We start from the raw sequence: 20,613 nt of genomic DNA on the forward strand, positions 1-20,613 counted from the left end.
ATGCAGGACTCACTCAATCAAACCGGGTGGCAAAAAACTTTTCCATCAGCTGAGGATGGTTGGAGGGCGGCCTACCGCTTTCGACCCTACTTAGCTAATGCGCCAGAATACGAGCTACAAGACCGCCTCACCTATATCCTCCGAAACCTTCTCACGATAACACCGGAGGGAAAAATTAGCCTTTCCAAGGATGAGCATGGCCGCAAATATTGGCTCCAAAAACTGACCCACTTAAATCTTGAATTATGGCGAAGAAATAAGCCACCAATCAATCCAACAAATTTCCCCGACATGATTCCATTCGGAGAAAAAGAACTTGTTCTTTCAAAAACAAATTCGGAATTCATCAAATACACAAAGATACGCCCAGTATTCGCGCGGTATGACGACGCCCCATATGCACAGCGTTTAAAGCAGCAAGGGGAGCTCAGAATCAAGCCCGCCTCAGCATTCAGCGATGTCACACTTGATCATGCGCGCCATGACAATGAACTATCACTTGAAGTGATAACCGCACCATGCGACTACGACCTTGGCCTCGTCGGAAGTGACACTAGGTTGCGTTTCCCAGAACGTCAATGGCTGCGATATTCCTGCAAAAAGCCAAGTGACTTTTATATTTACTGCCTAACAACCTCCTTCGATTTCCGGTACTTTGAAGATTTTTCAATGCGCCCGCCCGTGACGCCCGCCTGCGTTCTTATACGAGACCAAAAAAAGTTTGAACACTTAATCATCGCAGCAGCACAGAGAGAGCTTCCAGATTGGAAGATAAAATTTGGCCCGGCCCGCTATATTGAACCTTACTCCTTAGGAGAGCGTATCTCATGGGCCGGGGAGGACATTTACTTCTTTAAACACCATCGTTACATGTACCAGCGCGAATACAGACTTATTTGTATTCCTCCATCACCAGTCTTTGATACACTACAACCAAAAATTCTCACACTTGGATCATTAGAAGATATAACTGAACTGCTTACACCTAAAGTTTCGCCGACCGCATAACTTGCCCTAATTGCTGCCGAACTCGAATGAATACTTCTTCGATGATAAAAGCGTCAGCGAGGTCGAATAGTATTTCATACAATTTGTTATTACTCTCATACCGAATAAGTACGAGCCCTTGCGGATTTACTTGCGCGCTGACAATATTTTGCACAGTCGGCAACTTCTGCACATCGTCCATATTATCTGACTGAGTCATCACAGCGGTAGGAAGTAATTAGAAAATCGAGCAATGACCCTCAGAGATCGGGCCGGAAACTACCGAGACTAATGCCATTCCTACCCACACTTCGAATACCCACAATTCAAACACGTCGCACACCCATCCATGATGATGACGGCGTTCGTGTTGCACTTGTGGCACATGGTGGCGCCGGCCGGAAAGGCAGCCGCGTCCTTCGCGGCGCTCTCGGCGCCGGCGAGGTTCTCGGAAATGCCAATGGGTCCCCGCGTTCGCGGGGATGACTCTTCGGTCGAAGACGCCGTACCGGCGTCTTCGCTCACCTTAGAATTTTTTTTTGACCGCTCTTCGTAGGCCGCACGCTTCTCGGCGATCAGCTTGCGCTGGGCGTCGTCGAGTTCCGGGTCCTGCAGCAGACCGATCATCTTCATGTGCTGCTCGATGACGGCGCCCAGTTCCGCGACGATGCTGGGCATGTAGACGCCGCCGGCCTTGAAGTAGCCGCCGCGCGGGTCGAATACCGCCTTCAATTCCTCCACCAGGAAGGTCACGTCGCCACCCTTGCGGAAGACCGCGCTCATGATGCGCGTGAGGGCCACGATCCACTGGAAGTGGTCCATGTTCTTGGAGTTGATGAAGATCTCGAACGGGCGGCGCAGTTCGTATTCGGTGCCGGCGTTCAGCACGATGTCGTTGATGGTGACGTACAGCGCGTGCTCGAACAGCGGCGACTTGATCTTGTAGGTGGCGCCGATGAGCGTTTCGGGGCGCTCGACCTTCTCGTGCATCTGGATGACTTCGGCCATCGGCACGGACGGCGCGCTCTCCGGCGCCTGGGCGGCGGGGACGATCCTGGCGGTTTCTTCGGGCTTGACGACGCTGTAACCCTTGATCTTCTTGCTGATCTTCATGGTCTTCACTAAAGGCTGGAACGGGTCGGAACGGGACCGCGAAACCGCGGCGGGGCCGGGGTTCGCGGAAGGAAATATGGGGGTGGCCGGAGCCGGTGTCTTCTGCGCCGCGCGGTTCGGCGGCGGCGCGGGTCGCAGGCCGCGGCGCGACGCTATTTTTTCTTCGCCGTTTTCCGGACGGCTTTCCTGGCGACCTTTTTGACCGCCTTCTTCGCCGCCTTGCGGGCGGGGGCTTTCTTCACGGCCTTCTTCGCCGCGGTTTTCCGGGCGACGGGCTTTCTTGCGATGGCTTTCCTGACGGCGGCCTTCTTCACGGCCTTTTTCACGACCTTCTTCGCGGCTTTCTTGGCTGCCGGCTTCTTGGCGGCTTTCTTCTTCGCCGCCGCATCCAGCTCCGACGCGCTCTTGCGGCGCAGGTCGGCGGCGTGCGCGCGCTGGTAGGTCTGGATGTCCTTGAAGCTGCCGTCGGCGTTGCGGACCGCGTAGAGCTTCTTGCCGGCGCTGCTGTACAGCGTGGTGCGTCTGGTGGCCATGCGCTTCTCCGTCGCGGCACGGACGGTTTCACCACCGGCCGGCCGCCGCGGGGTCGGCCGGTGGCGCCGCAGGATCGCTCCTGCCGGTGGAACCTACCTGCGCTTGCCGGCCTTCTTCGCCGCCTTCTTGGCGGCCTTCTTCGCCGGAGCCTTGCGGGCGGGGGCCTTCTTGGCGGCGGCCTTCTTGCCCGGGGCCTTGCGGGCGGGCGCCTTCTTCGCCGCGGCTTTCTTCACGGCTTTCTTGACGACCTTCTTCGCGGCGGCCTTCTTGACGACCTTCTTGGCCGCCTTCTTCGCGGCGGGCTTCTTGGCGACTTTCTTGACGGCCTTCTTGACAGCTTTCTTGGCGGCCGCGGCCTTGCCGGCGGCTTTCTTAACCACCTTCTTCACCGCCTTCTTCGCGGCGGCGGCCTTCTTCTCGACTTTCTTTTCGACCTTCTTCACCGCGGTCGCGGCGGCCTTCTTGTCCTTGGCGACGACCTGCTTGGCCTTGGCGACGACCGCCTGGACCTTGCGCGCGGCCTGCTTGCGCGCCTTGGACGCCTTCTTGGCGACCTTCTTCGCGGTGTTCTCGACGGCCGCCTTGGCATCGGATGCCGCGGTGCTGACCGAGTTCACCAGTGCGCCGACCGCGTCGACCGCGGCGCTGCCGATCTGGCTGGCGCCTTCCTTCATCTCTTCGAACGTGGAACTGCCGCCTTCGCTATGCATGGTAGGTTCCCCTCTCCTTCGCCTGATGGGTTGGATTATTGAGTACGTTTGCCTGGCAGCACGTCGCGGTGGGCGCCGGGTTCGATCCGTGAGCCTGCTCGGCTCCTAGAACTTGCCGTAATAGCCTTCCTTCAGCGCGTCGAAAAGATTCGCCGCGGTGTGCGTTTCGCCATCGTACTCGATCTGTTCGTTGCCTTTGACCTCCACCACCGAGCCGTCCTCGAGTTCGAAACGGTAGATGGTGTTCTCCAAATCATGCTCCTTCACCAGCACTCCTTGGAAGGCCGCCGGATTGAAGCGGAAGGTCGTGCAGCCCTTCAGGCCCTGCTTGTGGGCGTAGCGGTAGATGTCCTTGAAGTCTTCGTAGGGGTAATCGGTGGGGACGTTGGCGGTCTTGGAGATCGACGAATCGACCCATTTCTGCGCGGCGGCCTGGATGTCGACGTGCTCCACCGGGCTGATGTCGTCGGCGGCGACGAAGTAGTCCGGCAGCTTTTCGTCGACCTCCTGCGAACCCGGAATGGCCTTGCCGTTGATCAATTCGCGATAAGCCAATAGCTCATAGCTATAGACCTCGATCTTTTCCTTGGTCTTGCGGCCCTCGCGGATCACGTTGCGGCTGTAGTGGTGGGCGAAGCTGGGCTCGATGCCGTTGGAGGCGTTGTTGGCCAGCGACAGGCTGATCGTGCCGGTCGGCGCGATCGAGGAGTGGTGCGTGAAGCGCGCGCCGACCTCGGCCAGTTCGGCGACCAGCTCGGGCGCGGTGCCGGCCACGCGCTGCATGTAGCGGCTGTACCGGGCGTGCAGCACGCGGCCGGGGATCGCATCGCCGACCTTCCAGCCGTCGGCGGCCATTTCCGGGCGCTTGCGCAGCATCTCGCCGGTGACTTCGAAGTCGCGCGCCAGGATCGGCGCGGGGCCTTTTTCCTTGGCCAGCGACAGCGCCACTTCCCAGCCGGCCAAGGCCATCTCGCGCGCGACGTCCTCGGTGAAGGCGACCGCGTCGGCGTGGCCGTAGCGCATCTTGAGCATCGTCAGCGTGCTGCCCAGGCCAAGGAAGCCCATGCCGTGGCGGCGCTTGCTCAGGATTTCGTCGCGCTGCTGCGGCAGCGGCAGGCCGTTGATCTCGACCACGTTGTCGAGCATGCGCGTGAACACGCGCACCACTTCGCGGTACTCGTCCCAGTCGAAGCGCGCCTTCGGGCCGAACGGGTCGCGCACGAAGGTGGTCAGGTTGACCGAGCCGAGCAGGCACGAGCCGTACGGCGGCAGCGGCTGCTCGCCGCAGGGGTTGGTGGCGCGGATGTGCTCGCACCACCAGTTGTTGTTCATCTCGTTGACGCGGTCGATCAGGATGAAGCCCGGCTCGGCGTAGTCGTACGTCGAGACCATGATCATGTCCCACAGGTGCCGCGCGCGGATGTGGCCGTAGATCTTGCAGGCGACCAGGCCGTCGTCGCGGGTCACGTAGTTCTTGTGCGTGGGCCAGTCGCGCCAGACCACCTTGTCGGCGTCGGTCAGGTCGATCTCGCCCTGTTCCTTCACGTGCACCGGGAACACCAGCGGCCAGTCGGCGTCCTGCTCCACCGCGTCCATGAAGCCGTCGGTGATCAGCAGGCTCAGGTTGAACTGGCGCAGGCGGCCGTCCTCGCGCTTGGAGCGGATGAACTCCTTCACGTCCGGATGGCTGACGTCGAACGTGCCCATCTGCGCGCCGCGGCGGCCGCCGGCGGAGGAGACGGTGAAACACATCTTGTCGTAGATGTCCATGAACGACAGCGGCCCCGACGTGTACGCGCCGGCGCCGGAGACGTATGCGCCGCGCGGACGCAGGGTCGAGAACTCGTAGCCGATGCCGCAACCGGCCTTCAGGGTCAGGCCGGCCTCGTGCACCTTGTCGAGGATGTCGTCCATCGAATCCTGGATGGTGCCGGAGACCGTGCAGTTGATCGTGGAGGTCTTGGGCTTGTGCTCGTGCGCACCGGCGTTGGAGGTGATGCGGCCGGCCGGGATCGCGCCGCGGCGCAGCGCCCACAGGAAACGGTCGTACCAGTAGTTCTGCTTCTCCGGCGTCGTCTCGACGTCGGCCAGCGCCTTGGCGATGCGCTGGTAGCTGTGATCGATCGACAGGTCGACCGCTTCGCCCTGCTTGGACTTCAGGCGGTACTTCTTGTCCCAGATGTCGTAGGAAGCCGGCTGCAGGGGGATCTCCACTGCGCCGCGTGCGAGCTGTTCCAAACGCACCGTGCTCATGCTCTTTCTTTCTCCCGAATTTCCGCCGGATCTTGAGGTCCGGCTTGCCAACCCACTACCCGATCGATCGTCGTGGCCGCGTCCGCGAAACGGCGCCGCCGGCACTACCCCATAGGTGTGGGGCACTGCACCGTCTACGACAACCTGCCGATCAGATTCCGCCCCCGTCGCCGGAATCCTTGCCTATCGTGCCGCCATTGAACTCAACCCAATGTATAGGCTTTGTGAACATGCGTGAACACAAGATGTTGTGCCAGCGGCGCACTAACGTACGCCTGCACGCCGACGTTGGCAAGCACTTTCTCGGCCGCGCCGCGCGCGCCGGCCGAAGCCTGAACGGCACCTGCGCGGACCGCTTGAAGCGGCGGAAACCGGACACGATTTGCGCGGTCTGCAGCATGCGTCGATGCTTGTCCCCTTTCCTGCCGCCAAGGATGCGTTCCATGCCCTCGTTGCCCCGCCCATCCGCCCGTTTCCGCCGTCCCCTGCTGTCCGCGCTCGTGCTGGCCGCGATGCTCGCCGGCGGCGCCCACGCCGCGCTGCCGCCGGCGGTCGACGGGCAGGCCCTGCCCTCGCTCGCGCCGATGCTGGAGAAGACCACGCCGGCGGTGGTCAACATCGCCTCGAAGACGCGCGTGGCCGTGCGCAACCCGTACTTCGACGATCCGATCTTCCGCCGCTTCTTCGGCGTGCCGAACATGCCGCGCGAGCGCGTGCAGCAGTCGCTGGGCTCGGGCGTGATCGTGGATGCGAACAAGGGCTACGTGCTGACCAACAACCACGTCGTCGAAGGCGCCGACGACATCTCCGTCACCGTCGCCGACGGCCACACGGTGAAGGCCAAGCTGATCGGCACCGATCCGGACACGGATCTGGCCGTGCTGCAGATCCCCACCGGCAAGCTGACCGCGCTGCCGCTGGCCGATTCCTCGCAGCTGCGCGTGGGCGATTTCGTGGTCGCCATCGGCGAGCCGTTCGGGCTCGGCCAGACGGTCACCTCCGGCATCGTCTCCGCGCTCGGCCGCTCGGGCCTGCGCGGCTCGGGCTACCAGAACTTCATCCAGACCGACGCCTCGATCAATCCGGGCAACTCCGGCGGCCCGCTGGTCAACCTGCGCGGCGAGCTGGTCGGCATCAACTCGATGATCTACTCGCCGTCGGGCGGCAACGTCGGCATCGGCTTCGCGATCCCGTCCAACCTCGCCGCCGACGTGATGCGCCAGCTGATCCAGTCCGGCGAGGTGAAGCGCGGCGCGCTCGGCGTGGAGGCGCAGGACGTGACGCCGCAGCTGGCGAACATGCTCGGCATCGACGACCGCAAGGGCGCCGTCGTCACTCGCGTGCGCGCCAAGTCGCCGGCCGAGAGCGCCGGCCTCAAGCCCGGCGACGTGATCGTCTCGCTGAACGGCAAGACCGTCGCCAGCGAACAGGACCTGCGCAACGTCGAAGGCCTGACCGCGCCGGGCGCGGCGGTGGACGTGGGCGTGCTGCGCGAGGGCAAGCCGCTGACCATCAACACCGCGCTGAAGGTGAACGAGACCGTGGTGCTGAAGGGCGAGACGCTCGACCCGCGGCTGGCCGGCGTGCAGTTCGGCGAGATCTCCGACGGCCTGCGCCGGCAGGGCGTGGGCGGCGTCAGCGTAACGCGCATCGCCGAGAACAGCCGCGCCTTCGCCACCGGCCTGCGCAACGGCGACCTGATCGTGGCGGTGAACCGCCGCGACCTGGAAGGCAGCACCGATTTCAGCCGCCTGGTCGGCGCGCATCCGCGCCAGCTGATGCTGACCCTGCTGCGCGGCGAGGAAGCGTTCTACCTGCTGCTGCAATAGCGCTGCGCATAATGTGAAGTTCGGCGCCGCAAGCGATCCGGCTTGCGGCGCCGCTGGCGCCTGCGTGATAAGGTTGCGCCTTCATTTTCCGACCCTTACGCGCGAATCCCCACGCCATGCTGCTACGCCGTCTGTGCACTCCGCTCGTCCTCGCGATCTCCCTGCTCACGGCCGGCCCGGCCCTGGCGCAGAAGAAGCCCGCCGCCGCCGCGGCGTCCGCCGACGATCTCGTCTGGCGCGGCGACCACGCCACCGGCCGCTCGCTGATGGAGGACCTCGCCAAGCAGTACGCGAAGGAGAAGAAGGGCAAGATCTCGCTGCAGCCGTTCAGCACGCTGTCGGGCCTGGACGCGGTAGCCGCCGGCAGCGCGGACTTCGCCGGCAGCGCGCGCGCCAAGTACGCGCGCCGCAGCGAGGAAGCGGCGCTGAACTTCATCCCGGTGGCGCTCGACGGCGCGGTGCTGATCACGCACCCGAAGAATCCGGTCGGCAACATCACGCTCAAGCAGATCCACGACATCTACTACGGCCGCATCAAGAACTGGAAGGACCTGGGCGGACCGGACAAGGAGATCAACCTGTACGCGATCGCCTCGCCGCTGGACGGCGTGGAGTACAGCTTGCGCGAACTGGTATTCCGCAACGGCGACCAGCGCGTGGCCGCGCCGCGTCTGTACATCAACACGGTCAAGCTGGAAGAAGCCGTCACGCTCGATCCGGCCGGCCTGGGCCTGTCGACGATGGCCGGCACCTACGCCAACAAGAGCGTGAAGGCGCTGACCGTCGAAGGCGTCGCGCCGAACACCGCGACGGTCGGCGACGGCAGCTATCCGCTGTACATCACGCTGTACCTCGCCGAGCTCAACGACTCACCCAAGCAGGCGGCGATCGAGCGCTTCCTCGCCTTCCTCGAGACGCCGACCGCGAAGGACATCCTGCGCCGCCACCAGCTGACGCCGTACTCCGACGCCAGCGCGGTGATCGCCAAGAACGAGCAGCGCATGGCCTACATCGACGCGCAGGTCGGCCGCAACGCGGCCGCTTCCGCCGCGGCCGCTTCCGCCGCGGCCGTCGCCGCCGCGTCGGCGCCACCGCCGACTCCGGTGGCCGCGCCGCGCGCCAGCCTCGAAGCGAAGACGCGCATCGCGCCGACCGCCGAGACGACCCTGGCCGCGCGCGAGAACCTCGCCCGCGCCGAGGCGAAGAAGGCCGACAAGGCGGCGGTCGCCAAGGCCGCGCCGAAGAAGCCCGCGGCGCCGAAGGCGGCGGTGGCGAAGAAGGCCGACGCCGGCGCCAAGAAGACCGAGAAGGTCGCCAAGGCCGCGCCGAAGGACGCCAAGGCCAAGAGCACGGCGAAGGCGGAACCGGCGAAGAAGCCGGCGGCCTCGTTCGGCAACGTCACCAGCGGCGCGAGCGGCGGCTGACCGGTACGGAAATCCCCGCGCGGCATCGATGCGCATCCTCGCGCTTTCGCTGGACCTGGACGACACGCTGTGGCCGGTCGCACCGGCCATCCAGCTCGCCGAGCGCGCGCTGGACGACTGGCTGCGGCGCCACCACGCCGCCGTCGCCGAACGCTGGCCGATCGCGGCGCTGCGCGAACTGCGCGACCAGGTCTCGGCCGAGCGGCCCGACCTCGCCCACGACTTCACCGCGCAGCGCCTGCTGACCCTGCAGCACGCGTTCGCCTCCTGCGGCTTCGGCGACGAACACGTCGAGGCCGCGTTCGAGGTCTACTTCCAGGCACGCAACCGCGTGGAGTGCTACGCCGACGTGGCGCCGGCGCTGGCCGCGCTGTCGGCACGCCTGCCGCTGGTGAGCATCTCCAACGGCAACGCCGACCTCGCGCGCATCGGCCTGCGCGGGCACTTCGCGCACTGCATCTCGGCGCGCGAGTTCGGCGCCGCCAAGCCGGACGCGGCGATCTTCCACGACGCCTGCGCGCGCCTGGGCGTGGCGCCGGAACACGTGCTGCACATCGGCGACGACGCGCATCTGGACGTCGTCGGCGCGCATCGCGCCGGCCTGCGCACCGCCTGGATCAACCGCCACGACGCGGCGTGGACGCACGCCGAGGTCGAACCCGATCTCCACCTGCGCGACCTGGACGAACTGGTGCGCTGGATCGACCGCCGCGCCGCCTGACCACGAATGCACCGAGGAACCGAAATGGACGCCTGGATCACCGCCACCGATGCCGCCGACGCGATTCCGCTCATCGCGGTCGATCGCGAGAGCTTCCCCGCCGTGGCCGTGGCGCTCGGCGACGACGCGCAGCGCTGGTGCGCGGCGAACGACTTCGCCGGTGAAGCCGGGCGCTTCCTCGCCCTGCCGGGTGCCGGCGGCACGGCCGCGGCGCTGCTCGCCGGCTGCGACCGCCGCGACGCGGTGTTCGCGCTGGCCTCGCTGCCGCTGCGCCTGCCGGAAGGGCGCTACGCGCTCGACGCGCGCGGCCTGGCGCTCGACGCCGGCGAGGCCTCGCTCGGCTGGGCGCTCGGCGCGTACCGCTTCTCGCGCTACAAGAAACCCTCGCGCAGGGCGGCGCAGCTGGTCGTTGCCGACGACGTCGCACAGCGCACGGCGCCGCTGGCCGAAGCGATCTTCCACGTGCGCGACCTGATCAACACGCCGACCGAGGACATGGGCCCGGCCGAGCTCGCCGGCAGCCTGCGCGCGCTGGCCGAGCGGCACGGTGCGGGCTATCGCGAATGGGTCGGCGACGAGCTGCTCGCCGCCAACTTCCCGACCATCCACGCGGTCGGCCGCGCCAGCCATCGCGCGCCGCGCCTGGCCGAGCTGACGCACGGCCCGGCCGATGCGCCGCACCTGGTGCTGGTCGGCAAGGGCGTGTGCTTCGACACCGGCGGCCTGGACATCAAGCCGGCCGACGGCATGCGCTGGATGAAGAAAGACATGGGCGGCGCCGCGCACGCGATCGGCCTGGCCGCGCTGGTGCTCGCGGCGAAGCTGCCGCTGCGCCTTTCCGTGCTGATTCCGGCGGTGGAGAACGCGATCGCCGGCAACGCCTACCGCCCCGGCGAGATCGTGCGCACGCGCGCCGGGCACACGGTGGAGATCGACAACACCGACGCCGAAGGGCGCCTGGTGCTGTGCGACGCGCTGGCCTACGCGTCCGAGCAGAAGCCCGACCTGATCCTCGACTTCGCCACGCTGACCGGCGCCGCGCGCATCGCGCTCGGCCCGGAGCTGCCGGCGCTGTTCGCCAACCGCGACGAGATCGCCGACGGCCTGCTCGACGCAGCGCGCGCGACGCGCGATCCGCTCTGGCGCCTGCCGCTGTGGCGGCCGTACCTGACGATGCTCGACTCGCACGTCGCCGACCTCGCCAACTCCGGCGCCTCGCGCCACGCCGGCGCGATCACCGCCGCGCTGTATCTGGAGCGCTTCGTGCCCGAGGCGCAGCCCTGGGCGCACCTGGACGTGTATTCCTGGAACGATTCCGACAAGCCCGGCCATCCGCGCGGGGGCGAGGCGCAAGGCCTGCGCGCGTATTTCGAGTTCGTGAAGCGGCGCTACGCGCGCGCGTGACGATGCGAGCGGCGCGAAGCGCGTCCTCGCGCACGCGCTCGTTCGCATCCACGCACACGGCGACGTCATGCCCGCGAACGCGGGCATCCCTTGAAGACGGCGGGCGAATGCGATGACGTCGACGTTGGCGGATTTCTACGACGCGGAACTGGCCCGGCACCACCGGCACCTCGTCGCGGCTGCCGGCGTGGGGCCGCGCGACCGTGTGCTCGACATCGGCTGCGGCGCGGGACAGACCACGCGCGACGCCGCGCGTGCCGCGCCGGAAGGCGAAGCGCTCGGCGTGGACGTCTCCGCGCCGATGCTGGAGATCGCGCGGCGACGCGGCGCGGAGGAAGCGCTGCGCAACGTCACGTTCGAGCAGGCGGACGCGCAGTTCCACGCCTTCCCGGCCGCCCGCTTCGATCTGTGCATCAGCCGCTTCGGCGTGATGTTCTTCGCCGACCCCGCCGCGGCGTTCGCCAACATCGGCCGTGCCCTGCGACCGGGCGGGCGCCTGGCGTGGATGGTGTGGCAGGACCAGGAGCGCAACGAATGGTCCGTCGCCGTCCGCCGGGCGCTGGCGACGGAAACCGATTCTCCGACTGCCCTGGCCGCGTTCTCGCTCGGCGATCGCGCTGTCGTCACGCGACTGCTGAGTTCGGCCGGCTTCGTCTCGATCGGTTTCGCGCAGGTGCGCGAGCCGGTCTTCTACGGCCCGGACGTCGATACGGCCTTCGAGGCCGTCGCCGGCTTCCCGTTCGTGCGCGAAGCGCTCGCGCGCACGGACGAACCATCCGGCGAGGCGGAGCGACGGCTGCGCGACCTGCTGGAGGCGCACAGGACCGCCGAGGGCGTGCTGTTCGATTCACGCGTGTGGATCGTCACGGCGACTCGCGCGATCGGATAGCTGAGAGCATGCGACGACCGCCGGGCCGGCGCCGGCGCGCAGACGCCCGCCCACGCATCCGGTCGGCCTCCCGGCTCTGCGGGAAAGGCCGTCCGGACGCAGAGCTTCAACCCTCGGCCACCGTCTCCAGCAGCGGCGAGGCGAACATCGCCTGCGGCGAGATCACGGTTTCCTGCAAGGGCACGGCCTTGCCGTAGCGCTCGCGCAGTTTGGCCCGCACGAGCGGATCGTCGAGCGCGAAATCGCCGAGCTTCTGCCGTTCGCCGAGCTGGACGCCGAGCGCGCGGTCGTACAGTTTCCAGACCAGCTCGGAGCAGTAGATGCGCCGGTCCGACCATTCGAACGCGGCGTCGTAGGGCTTGCCTTCGAAGGCTTTCGCAGTGCGGCGCAGGCGCTCGACCTGCGATGCGGAAAGCGGCGTGCGCGGACGCTTGACCACGTAGTGCCCGCCCTCGCCGCGCGCCAGCCATGTTTCGAGCGGCGTGTAGCGCACCGTCCGTTCGGCCTCGAAGACGAAGCGGCGGCCGTCGCGTTCGAGGATCACGCCCATGTGGCTGTAGCGCGAGCGCGTGGCTTTCTGGATCGCCGCGCTCTGTGCGGAGCGCGAGGTCTGGAAGACGACGTCCCCGTCGACGACGGCGGGTGCCGCTGCCGTACGGCCGGCGGCGAACCCCAGCAGCGCGGCGGCGCACGCCGCGACCAAGGCCGACCGGGGCGTGCGCACGGCGGCGAGCGGGCTTCGGCTCAGTCGACCTGCGTCGACGCCGCGCCGTACGGCAGGATGCGCGCGGCGAGCTTGGTGTCGGTGCGGATCAGGCCGATCTCGTCGGCGAGGATGTGCGCGGCCTCGTCGAGCACGACGTCGCGCTTGTCCTTGGCCTGCTTCTCGCGCTCGACGTCGCTGGTGATGCTGCGCTCGTCGGGCTGCAGGCCGTCGTCCTGCAGCACCGCGTTCTCGTCCTTGGCGGACGGATTGTCGGTGTTCTCGCGTTTCTGCGCGGCACCGCCATTCTTCTTGTCGTCGAGCGCGATCTCGGCTCCGCCGTCGACGTCACCCTTGCGCGTGCGGGGCTGTACGCCCGCGTTCTCGTGGATCTTCTGCACCGTCTTGCTGGCCGGATCCGCGGCCGGCGTGGCCGAGTTGCTGGCCTGGTCGCGCGACTTGCGCTTGGCCTCCTGCTCGTCGCGCTCCTTGCGCCGCGCCTGCTCGTTCAGCGACACGGTCTTCTCGGCGCGCAGCTTGCGCACGTCGGCGATGTCCGCCTCGAAGTTCTGCCATTCCACGTTCTTGGCGGTGCGCGCGCCGTGGCGCTCGACCAGCATCGGCACGACCGGCTTGAGGTCGGCGACCGGCGCGTACTTGGCCGGCGGGATCGACGTCCACGGCAGCGCGTTGTCGTAGCTCGACTCGCCGAAGTCCTTCGCGTCGACCGTCAGCGGGAAGCTGATGTCCGGCGTCACGCCGCGCAGCTGGGTGGAACCGCCGTTGATGCGGAAGAACTGCGCGATGGTCATCTTGACCTCGCCGAAGGTCGGCTTCTCGTTGTGCGCGACGTCGTCGAGGTCGACCAGGTTCTGCACCGTGCCCTTGCCGAACGTCGGCTCGCCGACGATCAGGCCGCGGCCGTAGTCCTGGATCGCCGCGGCGAAGATCTCCGAGGCCGAAGCGGAAGCGCGGTTGACCAGAACGGCGAGCGGGCCGTCCCAGGCCATGCCGGGATTGCCGTCTTCCTCGGCCTCGACCTGGCCGCCGGCGTTGCGCACCTGCACGACCGGACCCTTGTCGATGAACAGGCCGGTGAGGTCGGTGGCCTCGGCCAGCGAGCCGCCGCCGTTGTTGCGCAGGTCGACGATGACGCCGTCGACCTTGTCGGTCTTCAGCTCGCCGAGCAGCCTTTCGACGTCGCGCGTGGCGCTCTTGTAGTTGCGGTCGCCGCGGCGGCGCGCGTCGAAGTCCTGGTAGAACGTGGGCAGCGAGATCACGCCGATCTTGCGCGTGCGCTCGCCGTCCTTGACGTCGATGATCGACTTCTTCGCCGCCTGCTCCTCGATGCTGACCTTCTTGCGGGTCAGATCCAGCATGACGTGCTTGCCGTCGGGACCGGCGTCGGCCGGCAGCACCTCCAGGCGCACGACGGTGTCCTTGGCGCCGCGGATCTTCTCCACCACGTCGTCCAGGCGCCAGCCGATCACGTCGACGATCTGCCCGTGCTCGCCCTGGCCGACGCCGACGATGCGGTCGCCGACCTTCAGCTTGCCGGACAGCGCGGCGGGGCCGCCGGGCACGATCTCGCGGATCGCGGTGTAGTCGTCGTCACGCTGCAGCACCGCGCCGATGCCTTCCAGCGACAGCTTCATCGCGATGTCGAAGTTCTCCGACGCGCGCGGGCCGAGGTAGTTGGTGTGCGGCTCGATCGACGAGGCGTACGCGTTCATGAAGGTCTGGAACACGTCCTCGCTGTTGAGCTGGCGCACGCGGTCCAGGTAGTTCGCGTAGCGCTTGTCGAGCGTCTCGCGGATGTCCTTGTCGGCCTTGTTGGCCAGCTTCAGACGCAGCCAGTCGTTCTTGACGCGCTTGCGCCACAGGTCGTCCAGCTCGGACGTCTCCTTCGCCCACGGCGCCTTCTCGCGGTCGTACTGGTAGGTCTCCTCGACGCCGAAGTCGAAGCCCTTGGCGAGCAGCGCGCGCGCATAGGCGACGCGGTCGCCGACGCGCTGCTGGTAGATGTTGAACATCGCGTACGGCGCAGTGAGATCCTGGTCGTAGATCGCGTCGTCGAGCTTGTCCTTGTATTGCGAGAACTTGTCGACGTCGGCCTGCGTGAAGAACAGCTTGTCGCCGTCGAGCGAATCGAGGTAGCGCTTGAAGATCTGCTCGCTCATCGCGTCGTCGAGCGGCGTCGGCTTGTAGTGGAACCGCGTCAGGAAGCGCGTCGCCCACACGGCCGCCTCGGCCTGCGAGGGGGTCGCCTTGAGCAGCGGAGCGCCGGCTTCCTCGGTCGGCTTGGCGAACGCCGGCCCGATCAGGGCGGTCAGCGCAACGGTCAACAGCAACTTCCGCATCGGTTTCACCATGGTTTGTGCGCGGGCCCTCCCGCGCAGAGATCATCGGAACGGATTTTCGAGCGTCTCGCGCGGATCCTTCCGCGCCAGCTGCGATCAAGACTGCGCGACCGGCGCGGAGTTTTCAATTCCGCGCGCGGCGCTCCCTGCGAAGCGGGGGCACCCAGACCATCGCTCATGCGACCTGAACGAACCCCGCGGCGTGCGCCATCTCGTCCGCGTGGTACGAGGAGCGCACCATCGGACCCGAGGCGACGTGCTCGAAGCCGATGCGGTAACCGAGCTGCTCGATCGCCTTGAACTCGTCCGGCGTCCAGTAGCGCAGCACCGGATGATGGTGCGCGCTCGGCTGCAGGTACTGGCCGATCGTCACCATATCGACATCGTGCGCACGCAGATCGTTCAACGTCTCCTCGATCTGCTCCCAGGTCTCGCCCAGGCCGAGCATGATGCCGGACTTGGTCGGCACGTCCGGATGCTGCGCCTTGAAGCGCTTGAGCAGGTCCAGCGACCAGTCGTAGTCGGCGCCGGGGCGCACCTCGCGGTACAGCCCGCGCGGGGTTTCCAGGTTGTGGTTGAACACGTCCGGCGGATTGCCGGCCAGCGCTTCCAGCGCGCGTTCCATGCGGCCCTTGCCGCGGAAGTCCGGGGTCAGGATCTCGATGCGGATGCCGGGGTTTTCGAAGCGCACGGCACGGATGCAGGCGGCGAAGTGCGCCGCGCCGCCGTCGCGCAGGTCGTCGCGGTCGACCGAGGTGATGACCACATACTTCAGGCCCATGTCGCGGATCGTGCCGGCCAGGTGCGCCGGCTCCAGCGGATCGGGCGCCTTCGGCCGGCCGTGCGCGACGTCGCAGAACGAGCAGCGGCGCGTGCAGACCTCGCCGAGGATCATGAAGGTGGCGGTGCCCTTGCCGAAGCATTCGTGGATGTTCGGGCAGGACGCTTCCTCGCAGACCGTGACCAGGCGGTTCTCGCGCAGCTTGGCCTTGAGCTTGGCGACGGCGTTGCCGGGCGGGATGCGCACGCGGATCCACGACGGCTTGCGCAGGGTCGGCGCGTCGGCGAAGGCCGCGCGGTTGCGCGCGATCTTGTCCTCGCCGAGCTGCTTGCCGAGAGCGGATTCGTCGACGGGCGTATGGAGAACAGCCAGCGGAATGGTCTTGACGTCGGTCATGCGGATTGAGCGACGCGCACGGCGTCGCCGGTGGCGGAAAGGGGGAGTTGCGCCGCGGCCGTCTGCGGCATCAGGCCGAATTGTCGCGCCAGCTCGCCGATCAGGACGGTTTCGACCTCGGCCAGCGAGCCAGGCCCGCCCAAGTCTAGCACCTGGGTGACGGCCAGGCCCTGATAGCCGCAGGGATTGATGCGGTGGAACGGTTCCAGGTCCATGTCCACGTTGAAGGCCAGGCCGTGGAACGAGCAGCCGCGCCGCACGCGCAGGCCGAGCGCGGCGACCTTGGCGTCGCCGACGTAGACCCCCGGCGCGCCGTCGCGGCGCATGGCGACGATGTTCCAGGTATCGAGGGTGTCGATGATCGCCTGCTCGATGCGGTGCACCAGCTCGCGCACGCCGACCTTCAGCCGGCGCAGGTCGAACAGCGGATAGGCGACGATCTGGCCGGGACCGTGGTAGGTCACCTGGCCGCCGCGGTCGACCGGCACCACCGGGATCTCGCCCGGCAGCAGCACGTGCTCCCACTTGCCGGCCTGGCCGAGCGTGAACACCGGATCGTGTTCGAGCACCCACAGTTCGTCGGGCGTGTCCGGACCGCGCGTATCGGTGAAGGCCTGCATCGCGCGCCAGACGGGTTCGTAGGGCTGCCGGCCGAGGCGGCGGACGAGGACGGGCTGGGACATGATCGCGTAGATGGGTTCGCTGGCTCGTTTCACAATCGCCGCGTGCGGCCGGACCGCGCGCCCGACGCCTTGCTAGACTGGCCGCATTGCCACGGGGGAGTCGCGTCATGCGCAGCAGGACGGCTGGGGCGGGCATCGTACTCGCATTCTCGTTGTCGCTCGCGGCCGCGCCGGCCTTCGCCAATACCGAGCAACCCGTCGTCGTCATCGACCGGGACGCCGATTCCCCGCTCGGCGCGTACCTGCGCGCGCAGCTCGAACTGTTCGACGCGCTGCGCAGCGACGCCTCGCCGCGCCGGCAGGTGCTGGCCGCGCGCCTGTACGTCGACGACGAGGGCGTGCCGGCGGCCCTGCGCCCGAAGCGCCGGGACGTGGCGGCGAACGCCGCGCAGCTGGCGCGCGGCGACGCCGTCGTGCAGTGGATCGCCGCCGATTCCGGCAGCTATTACTCCAGCCAATGCGGCCCGACGCACTGGCCCGAGGCGGAAGTCGCCGCCCTGGTCCGGCTGGAGCCGGACAACGCCGGCGCGCTGCAGTACGCCGTCGCGCTGGCGCACGCGAAGGACGACCGGCCCGCACTCGACGAGGCGCTCTCGCGCATGGCCTCGGCGACGCGCGCCGACGATCATTCCGGCGACGAGGTGGCCGAATGGCGCGCAGCGCTCGTCGCCCACCCCGACACCGGTTTCGGTGCCTTGCGCGAGGACGCCTCGGCCGAGGAACACGCCTTGCTCGGCGCCCTGCAACGCGCCGATTCGGGTTCCGCTCCGGCCACCGATGCCCTGGAAAGCGTCTGCGCGCCGGACGGCAACGTCGAGCAGGCCTGGCAGCGCCAGGGCTGGTGCGTCGACGCCGGCGCCTTGCTGGCCGGCAAGGGCAACAGCTTCGCCTTGCGCGAAACCGGCCTGAAGATGCTCGCCGCCGCCGGCGCCACGCCGGGCGATGTGGCCGAACTGCAGCGCCAGCTCGACTGGCTGAAGGCGCACGCGGCCAACCCGCTGGTCAATCCTGCTGCATTCCACGACGCGCTTTCCGACCTGGTGGCGGACTGGCGCGGCGCACCGGGCCAGATCACCGCGACCGAGCGCCGGCTCAAGCGCCTCGACCAGCCGCTGACGCCGCCGGCCGGATGGCGCGAAGCGGACGCCGAAGAAGAACCCGAAGATTCCGCCGCGCAGGACGCCTGGCAGGCGTACGTGCGCGCCCTGCTCGACGACATGCGCGGCAGCGCCGACGTACACGCGCAGGCCCTGGCGCTGGCGTCGGACAAGCTCCTCGGATCCTGGCTCGGTACCGGCGGCCCCGCGGACGCGACCAAGGACGCGCCGGCGCCCGATGCCCTCGCCGCGCTGGCGGCGGCGAACCCGGACGACCTGCTGGTGCAATGGGTCGCCGCCACCTCGGGCAGCGACGCCGCCGGCGCCGCGATCGCGAACGTGCAGCGGCTCGACGCCGACAACGCAGCGGCCTGGGGCCTGTCGCTGTCCGCAGCCGATGCGGACACGCCGGCGCTGCTGCAGCGCATGGCGGCCGCGAAACGCTACGACGAACATCTCGCCGACCTGCTCGCGCCGTGGCTCGCCGCGGTGCGCAAGCGTCCGATACCCGCGGAAAACCTCCACGCCTCGTTGCTGCCGTCGGCGGCGGCCGAGAATCTCTCCGCCGATACGGCGGGCAAGGCCACGGCGCTGACCTTCGCCACGACGAGTTCGACCGCTGCATCGCACTTCGGCCGCGTGCATGCCGCTTGCAGGAAGCACGGCGACGCGGACGCGCAGCGCGATGACGCGTGCGTCGCGATCGGCCGCCTCATGCTGAATTCGAGCTACACGGTCATCAGCGCGCTGATCGGCAGCGCGGTCCTGCGCGAAGCCGGCCCGCTCTCACCGGGCGACCAGCAGCGTGCGCGCGCGATTGCCTGGTGGCAGGAAAGCCAACTGGGCGCGCTCGCCGATGGTGCCGGCCTCGACGCCTACTTCGACGATTTCGCTTCGACCGGCAGCGAAATCGAGGCACTGCGCCTGGCGGCGACGCGGGCCGGCAAGGCCGAACCGCCGGCGGAGTGGAAATCGCCGGCGGAAAAGCGCGCGGAAAAAAAAGGAAAGTGAAGCGCGCCTGGCGCCGCGCGGATTGCCCCGGCGGCGCCTGGGCGGCTCAACGGCAAGCGCGGAGCGGAACGCTCACAGCGTCCAGCGTATCCCCGGATCGGCACGCAGCGCCGCGTGCGCGGCGTCGTATTTCTCGCGCGTGGGACAGGTGAAGCTGGCGGTGACCGCGACGTAGTTGCCTTCGCGCGAGGGGCGCACCTGCACCGCGTCGGCGAGCACGACCAGGCCGAGGCCGGCGAGGATCGCCGGCACGCGGTGCTCGAGGTCGGCGGTGGCGCTGCCCATCGCGGTAATCTCGAACACGCCGGGGAACTGGAAGCCCTGGTCCGGGTTCTGCGGCTGGATCTCGTCGAGGTCTTTCATCCGTTCCCCTTCGGCGCTTCGGCCGACACGGCCGGGCCGGCATCGCCCTTGAACCACATCCAGAACCCGTCCGAAAGGCGCTTGAAGAAGCCGCCTTCGCCGCCGTCGCCGAGCGCGACCAGCGGCCGCTCGAGCAGGGTCTTGCCGTCGAGCGTGACCTTCAAGGTTCCGACCTGCTTGCCCTTCTCGATCGGCGCGATCAGGCGCGAGGGCATCTCCAGGCTGGCCTTGAGATCGCCGTAGCGGCCGCGCGGGAACGTGATCAGCACGTCCTCGGAGACGCCCAGCGGCAGCTTCGCCTCGACGCCCTTCCACAACTCCGGCTCGGCCAGCGGCTTGCCGGCGACGTAGAGCTTCTGCGTCTCGAAGAAGCGGAAACCGTAGTTCAGCAGCGCCTGGTTGTCGTCGGCGCGCTGCTTCTCGCTCGGCGCGCCCATCACCACCGCGATCAGGCGCTGGTCGCCGCGCAGGGCCGAGGTGGCCAGGCAGAAGCCGGCCTCGGAGGTGTGGCCGGTCTTGATGCCGTCGACGGTCGAGTCGCGCCACAGCAGCGTGTTTCGGTTGTGCTGCTTGATGCCGTTCCACTCGAAGTCCTTGACCGCGTAGACCTTGTACTCCTCGGGATAGTCGTGAATCAGCGCGCGCGACAGCAGCGCGATGTCGTGCGCGGTGGTGTAGTGGTTGGGATTGGGCAGGCCGCTGGCGTCGACGTAGTTCGTACCGCTCATGCCGAGCTTGGCCGCGTACTGGTTCATCAGCTGGGCGAAGGTCGCCTCGGAACCGGCGGTGTGCTCGGCCAGCGCGATCGCGGCGTCGTTGCCGGACTGGATGATCATGCCGTAGAGCAGGTCCTTCAGCGGCACCTGGCTGTTGAGCTGCAGGAAGCTGGTCGAGCCGTCGGTGCCGGCGCCGCCCGAGCGCCAGGCGTTCTCGCTGATGGCGACCTTGTCGTCCATCTTGATCTTGCCGTGCGCCAGCTCGGCCGAGACCACGTAGGAGGTCATCACCTTGGTGATCGACGCCGGCGCGACGCGCGCGTCCATGTTGCTCTCGGCGAGGATCTGGCCGCTGGTGTAGTCCATCAGCACCCAGGCCTTGGCGTCGATCGTCGGCGCCGGCGGCACCGGACCGCTGCCGGGCGCGCCGGGCACCGCCACCGCGGGTGCCGCGGGCTTGGCCACCGGCTGCGGGGTCGGCAGGTTCGGCTGCGCCGCGGCGGGTGCCGGCGCGTGCGCTGCGGCAGGCGCGGGCGCGGGCGGTGCGGCATGGGCGCAGGCCGCGGCCAGGAGCGAAGCGAGCAGGGCGGGCCGGATCAAGGCGGGCAATTTCATTCGGGACTCGGATCCTTGCAAGGC

16 protein-coding genes and 1 pseudogene are annotated in these 20,613 nt (G+C 67.7%); 8 read left to right on the forward strand and 9 right to left on the reverse strand.

Annotated elements, in window-relative coordinates; all coding sequences use genetic code 11:
- Entirely contained in the window at positions 1-1,008 is a 1,008-nt protein-coding gene (locus ACFO6Q_RS11435; RefSeq protein ID WP_380021098.1) for a hypothetical protein, read from the forward strand.
- A 279-nt stretch (positions 1,009-1,287) separates the two neighbouring features.
- On the opposite strand, the gene ACFO6Q_RS11440 is transcribed toward ACFO6Q_RS11435, so the two are convergent.
- Positions 1,288-2,100 carry a TSCPD domain-containing protein gene (locus tag ACFO6Q_RS11440; RefSeq protein WP_380021100.1) on the reverse strand — a complete coding sequence of 271 codons (813 nt, stop codon included), beginning with the start codon at positions 2,098-2,100 and terminating at the stop codon, positions 1,288-1,290.
- 159 nt (positions 2,101-2,259) lie between these two features.
- Here ACFO6Q_RS11440 and ACFO6Q_RS11445 point away from each other — a divergent pair.
- Positions 2,260-2,541, forward strand: a pseudogene (locus ACFO6Q_RS11445) (hypothetical protein); the annotation flags it as partial.
- 185 nt (positions 2,542-2,726) lie between these two features.
- Here the strand turns inward: ACFO6Q_RS11445 and ACFO6Q_RS11450 are convergent.
- Positions 2,727-3,344: a hypothetical protein gene (locus ACFO6Q_RS11450; protein ID WP_380021102.1), complete on the reverse strand. Its 618-nt coding sequence runs from the start codon at positions 3,342-3,344 to the stop codon at positions 2,727-2,729.
- 105 nt (positions 3,345-3,449) lie between these two features.
- The gene (locus ACFO6Q_RS11455) at positions 3,450-5,597 is read right to left on the reverse strand and encodes an adenosylcobalamin-dependent ribonucleoside-diphosphate reductase (protein ID WP_380021104.1); all 2,148 of its coding nucleotides are present in this window, start codon (positions 5,595-5,597) and stop codon (positions 3,450-3,452) included.
- A gap of 443 nt (positions 5,598-6,040) precedes the next feature.
- Here ACFO6Q_RS11455 and ACFO6Q_RS11460 point away from each other — a divergent pair, with 443 nt between their 5' ends.
- The 5 genes from ACFO6Q_RS11460 (at position 6,041) to ACFO6Q_RS11480 (ending at position 11,864) form a co-directional block, all read left to right on the forward strand.
- Positions 6,041-7,426, forward strand: a complete 1,386-nt coding sequence (locus ACFO6Q_RS11460) for a DegQ family serine endoprotease (protein WP_380021105.1) — start codon at positions 6,041-6,043, stop codon at positions 7,424-7,426.
- A 116-nt stretch (positions 7,427-7,542) separates the two neighbouring features.
- The gene (locus ACFO6Q_RS11465) at positions 7,543-8,850 is read left to right on the forward strand and encodes a substrate-binding domain-containing protein (protein WP_380021107.1); all 1,308 of its coding nucleotides are present in this window, start codon (positions 7,543-7,545) and stop codon (positions 8,848-8,850) included.
- Between the two features lie 28 nt (positions 8,851-8,878).
- Positions 8,879-9,571 carry an HAD family hydrolase gene (locus tag ACFO6Q_RS11470; protein ID WP_380021109.1) on the forward strand — a complete coding sequence of 231 codons (693 nt, stop codon included), beginning with the start codon at positions 8,879-8,881 and terminating at the stop codon, positions 9,569-9,571.
- A gap of 24 nt (positions 9,572-9,595) precedes the next feature.
- On the forward strand, positions 9,596-10,975 hold the full coding sequence (locus ACFO6Q_RS11475; protein WP_380021111.1) for a leucyl aminopeptidase family protein: 1,380 nt from the start codon (positions 9,596-9,598) through the stop codon (positions 10,973-10,975).
- A gap of 112 nt (positions 10,976-11,087) precedes the next feature.
- Positions 11,088-11,864 carry a class I SAM-dependent methyltransferase gene (locus ACFO6Q_RS11480; RefSeq protein ID WP_380021113.1) on the forward strand — a complete coding sequence of 259 codons (777 nt, stop codon included), beginning with the start codon at positions 11,088-11,090 and terminating at the stop codon, positions 11,862-11,864.
- A 106-nt stretch (positions 11,865-11,970) separates the two neighbouring features.
- On the opposite strand, the gene ACFO6Q_RS11485 is transcribed toward ACFO6Q_RS11480, so the two are convergent.
- The 4 genes from ACFO6Q_RS11485 to lipB all read right to left on the reverse strand — a co-directional run bounded on the left by ACFO6Q_RS11485 (position 11,971) and on the right by lipB (position 16,787).
- Positions 11,971-12,588 (reverse strand): YiiX family permuted papain-like enzyme, encoded by a 618-nt coding sequence (locus tag ACFO6Q_RS11485; RefSeq protein ID WP_380021115.1) that lies wholly within the window; start codon positions 12,586-12,588, stop codon positions 11,971-11,973.
- 20 nt (positions 12,589-12,608) lie between these two features.
- Complete coding sequence (locus ACFO6Q_RS11490; RefSeq protein WP_380021117.1) at positions 12,609-14,927, reverse strand: carboxy terminal-processing peptidase; 2,319 nt, start codon at positions 14,925-14,927, stop codon at positions 12,609-12,611.
- Between the two features lie 175 nt (positions 14,928-15,102).
- Positions 15,103-16,104, reverse strand: coding sequence for a lipoyl synthase (gene lipA / locus ACFO6Q_RS11495; protein WP_380021119.1), 1,002 nt, complete (start codon positions 16,102-16,104; stop codon positions 15,103-15,105).
- Positions 16,101-16,787, reverse strand: a complete 687-nt coding sequence (lipB, locus tag ACFO6Q_RS11500; RefSeq protein ID WP_380021121.1) for a lipoyl(octanoyl) transferase LipB — start codon at positions 16,785-16,787, stop codon at positions 16,101-16,103. Before lipB ends, lipA begins: the two co-directional genes overlap by 4 nt.
- Positions 16,788-16,939: 152 nt before the next feature.
- On the opposite strand from lipB, the gene ACFO6Q_RS11505 reads away from it, so the two are divergent.
- Positions 16,940-18,895, forward strand: a complete 1,956-nt coding sequence (locus ACFO6Q_RS11505; protein WP_380021123.1) for a hypothetical protein — start codon at positions 16,940-16,942, stop codon at positions 18,893-18,895.
- Between the two features lie 72 nt (positions 18,896-18,967).
- On the opposite strand, the gene ACFO6Q_RS11510 is transcribed toward ACFO6Q_RS11505, so the two are convergent.
- The gene (locus tag ACFO6Q_RS11510; RefSeq protein ID WP_380021124.1) at positions 18,968-19,258 is read right to left on the reverse strand and encodes a DUF493 family protein; all 291 of its coding nucleotides are present in this window, start codon (positions 19,256-19,258) and stop codon (positions 18,968-18,970) included.
- Positions 19,255-20,589 (reverse strand): D-alanyl-D-alanine carboxypeptidase family protein, encoded by a 1,335-nt coding sequence (locus ACFO6Q_RS11515; RefSeq protein WP_380021126.1) that lies wholly within the window; start codon positions 20,587-20,589, stop codon positions 19,255-19,257. Before ACFO6Q_RS11515 ends, ACFO6Q_RS11510 begins: the two co-directional genes overlap by 4 nt.
- Between the last annotated feature and the right edge of the window lie 24 nt (positions 20,590-20,613).

Origin of the sequence: Dokdonella ginsengisoli (assembly GCF_042652785.1) — a bacterium.
Taxonomy (GTDB): domain Bacteria; phylum Pseudomonadota; class Gammaproteobacteria; order Xanthomonadales; family Rhodanobacteraceae; genus Dokdonella_A; species Dokdonella_A ginsengisoli.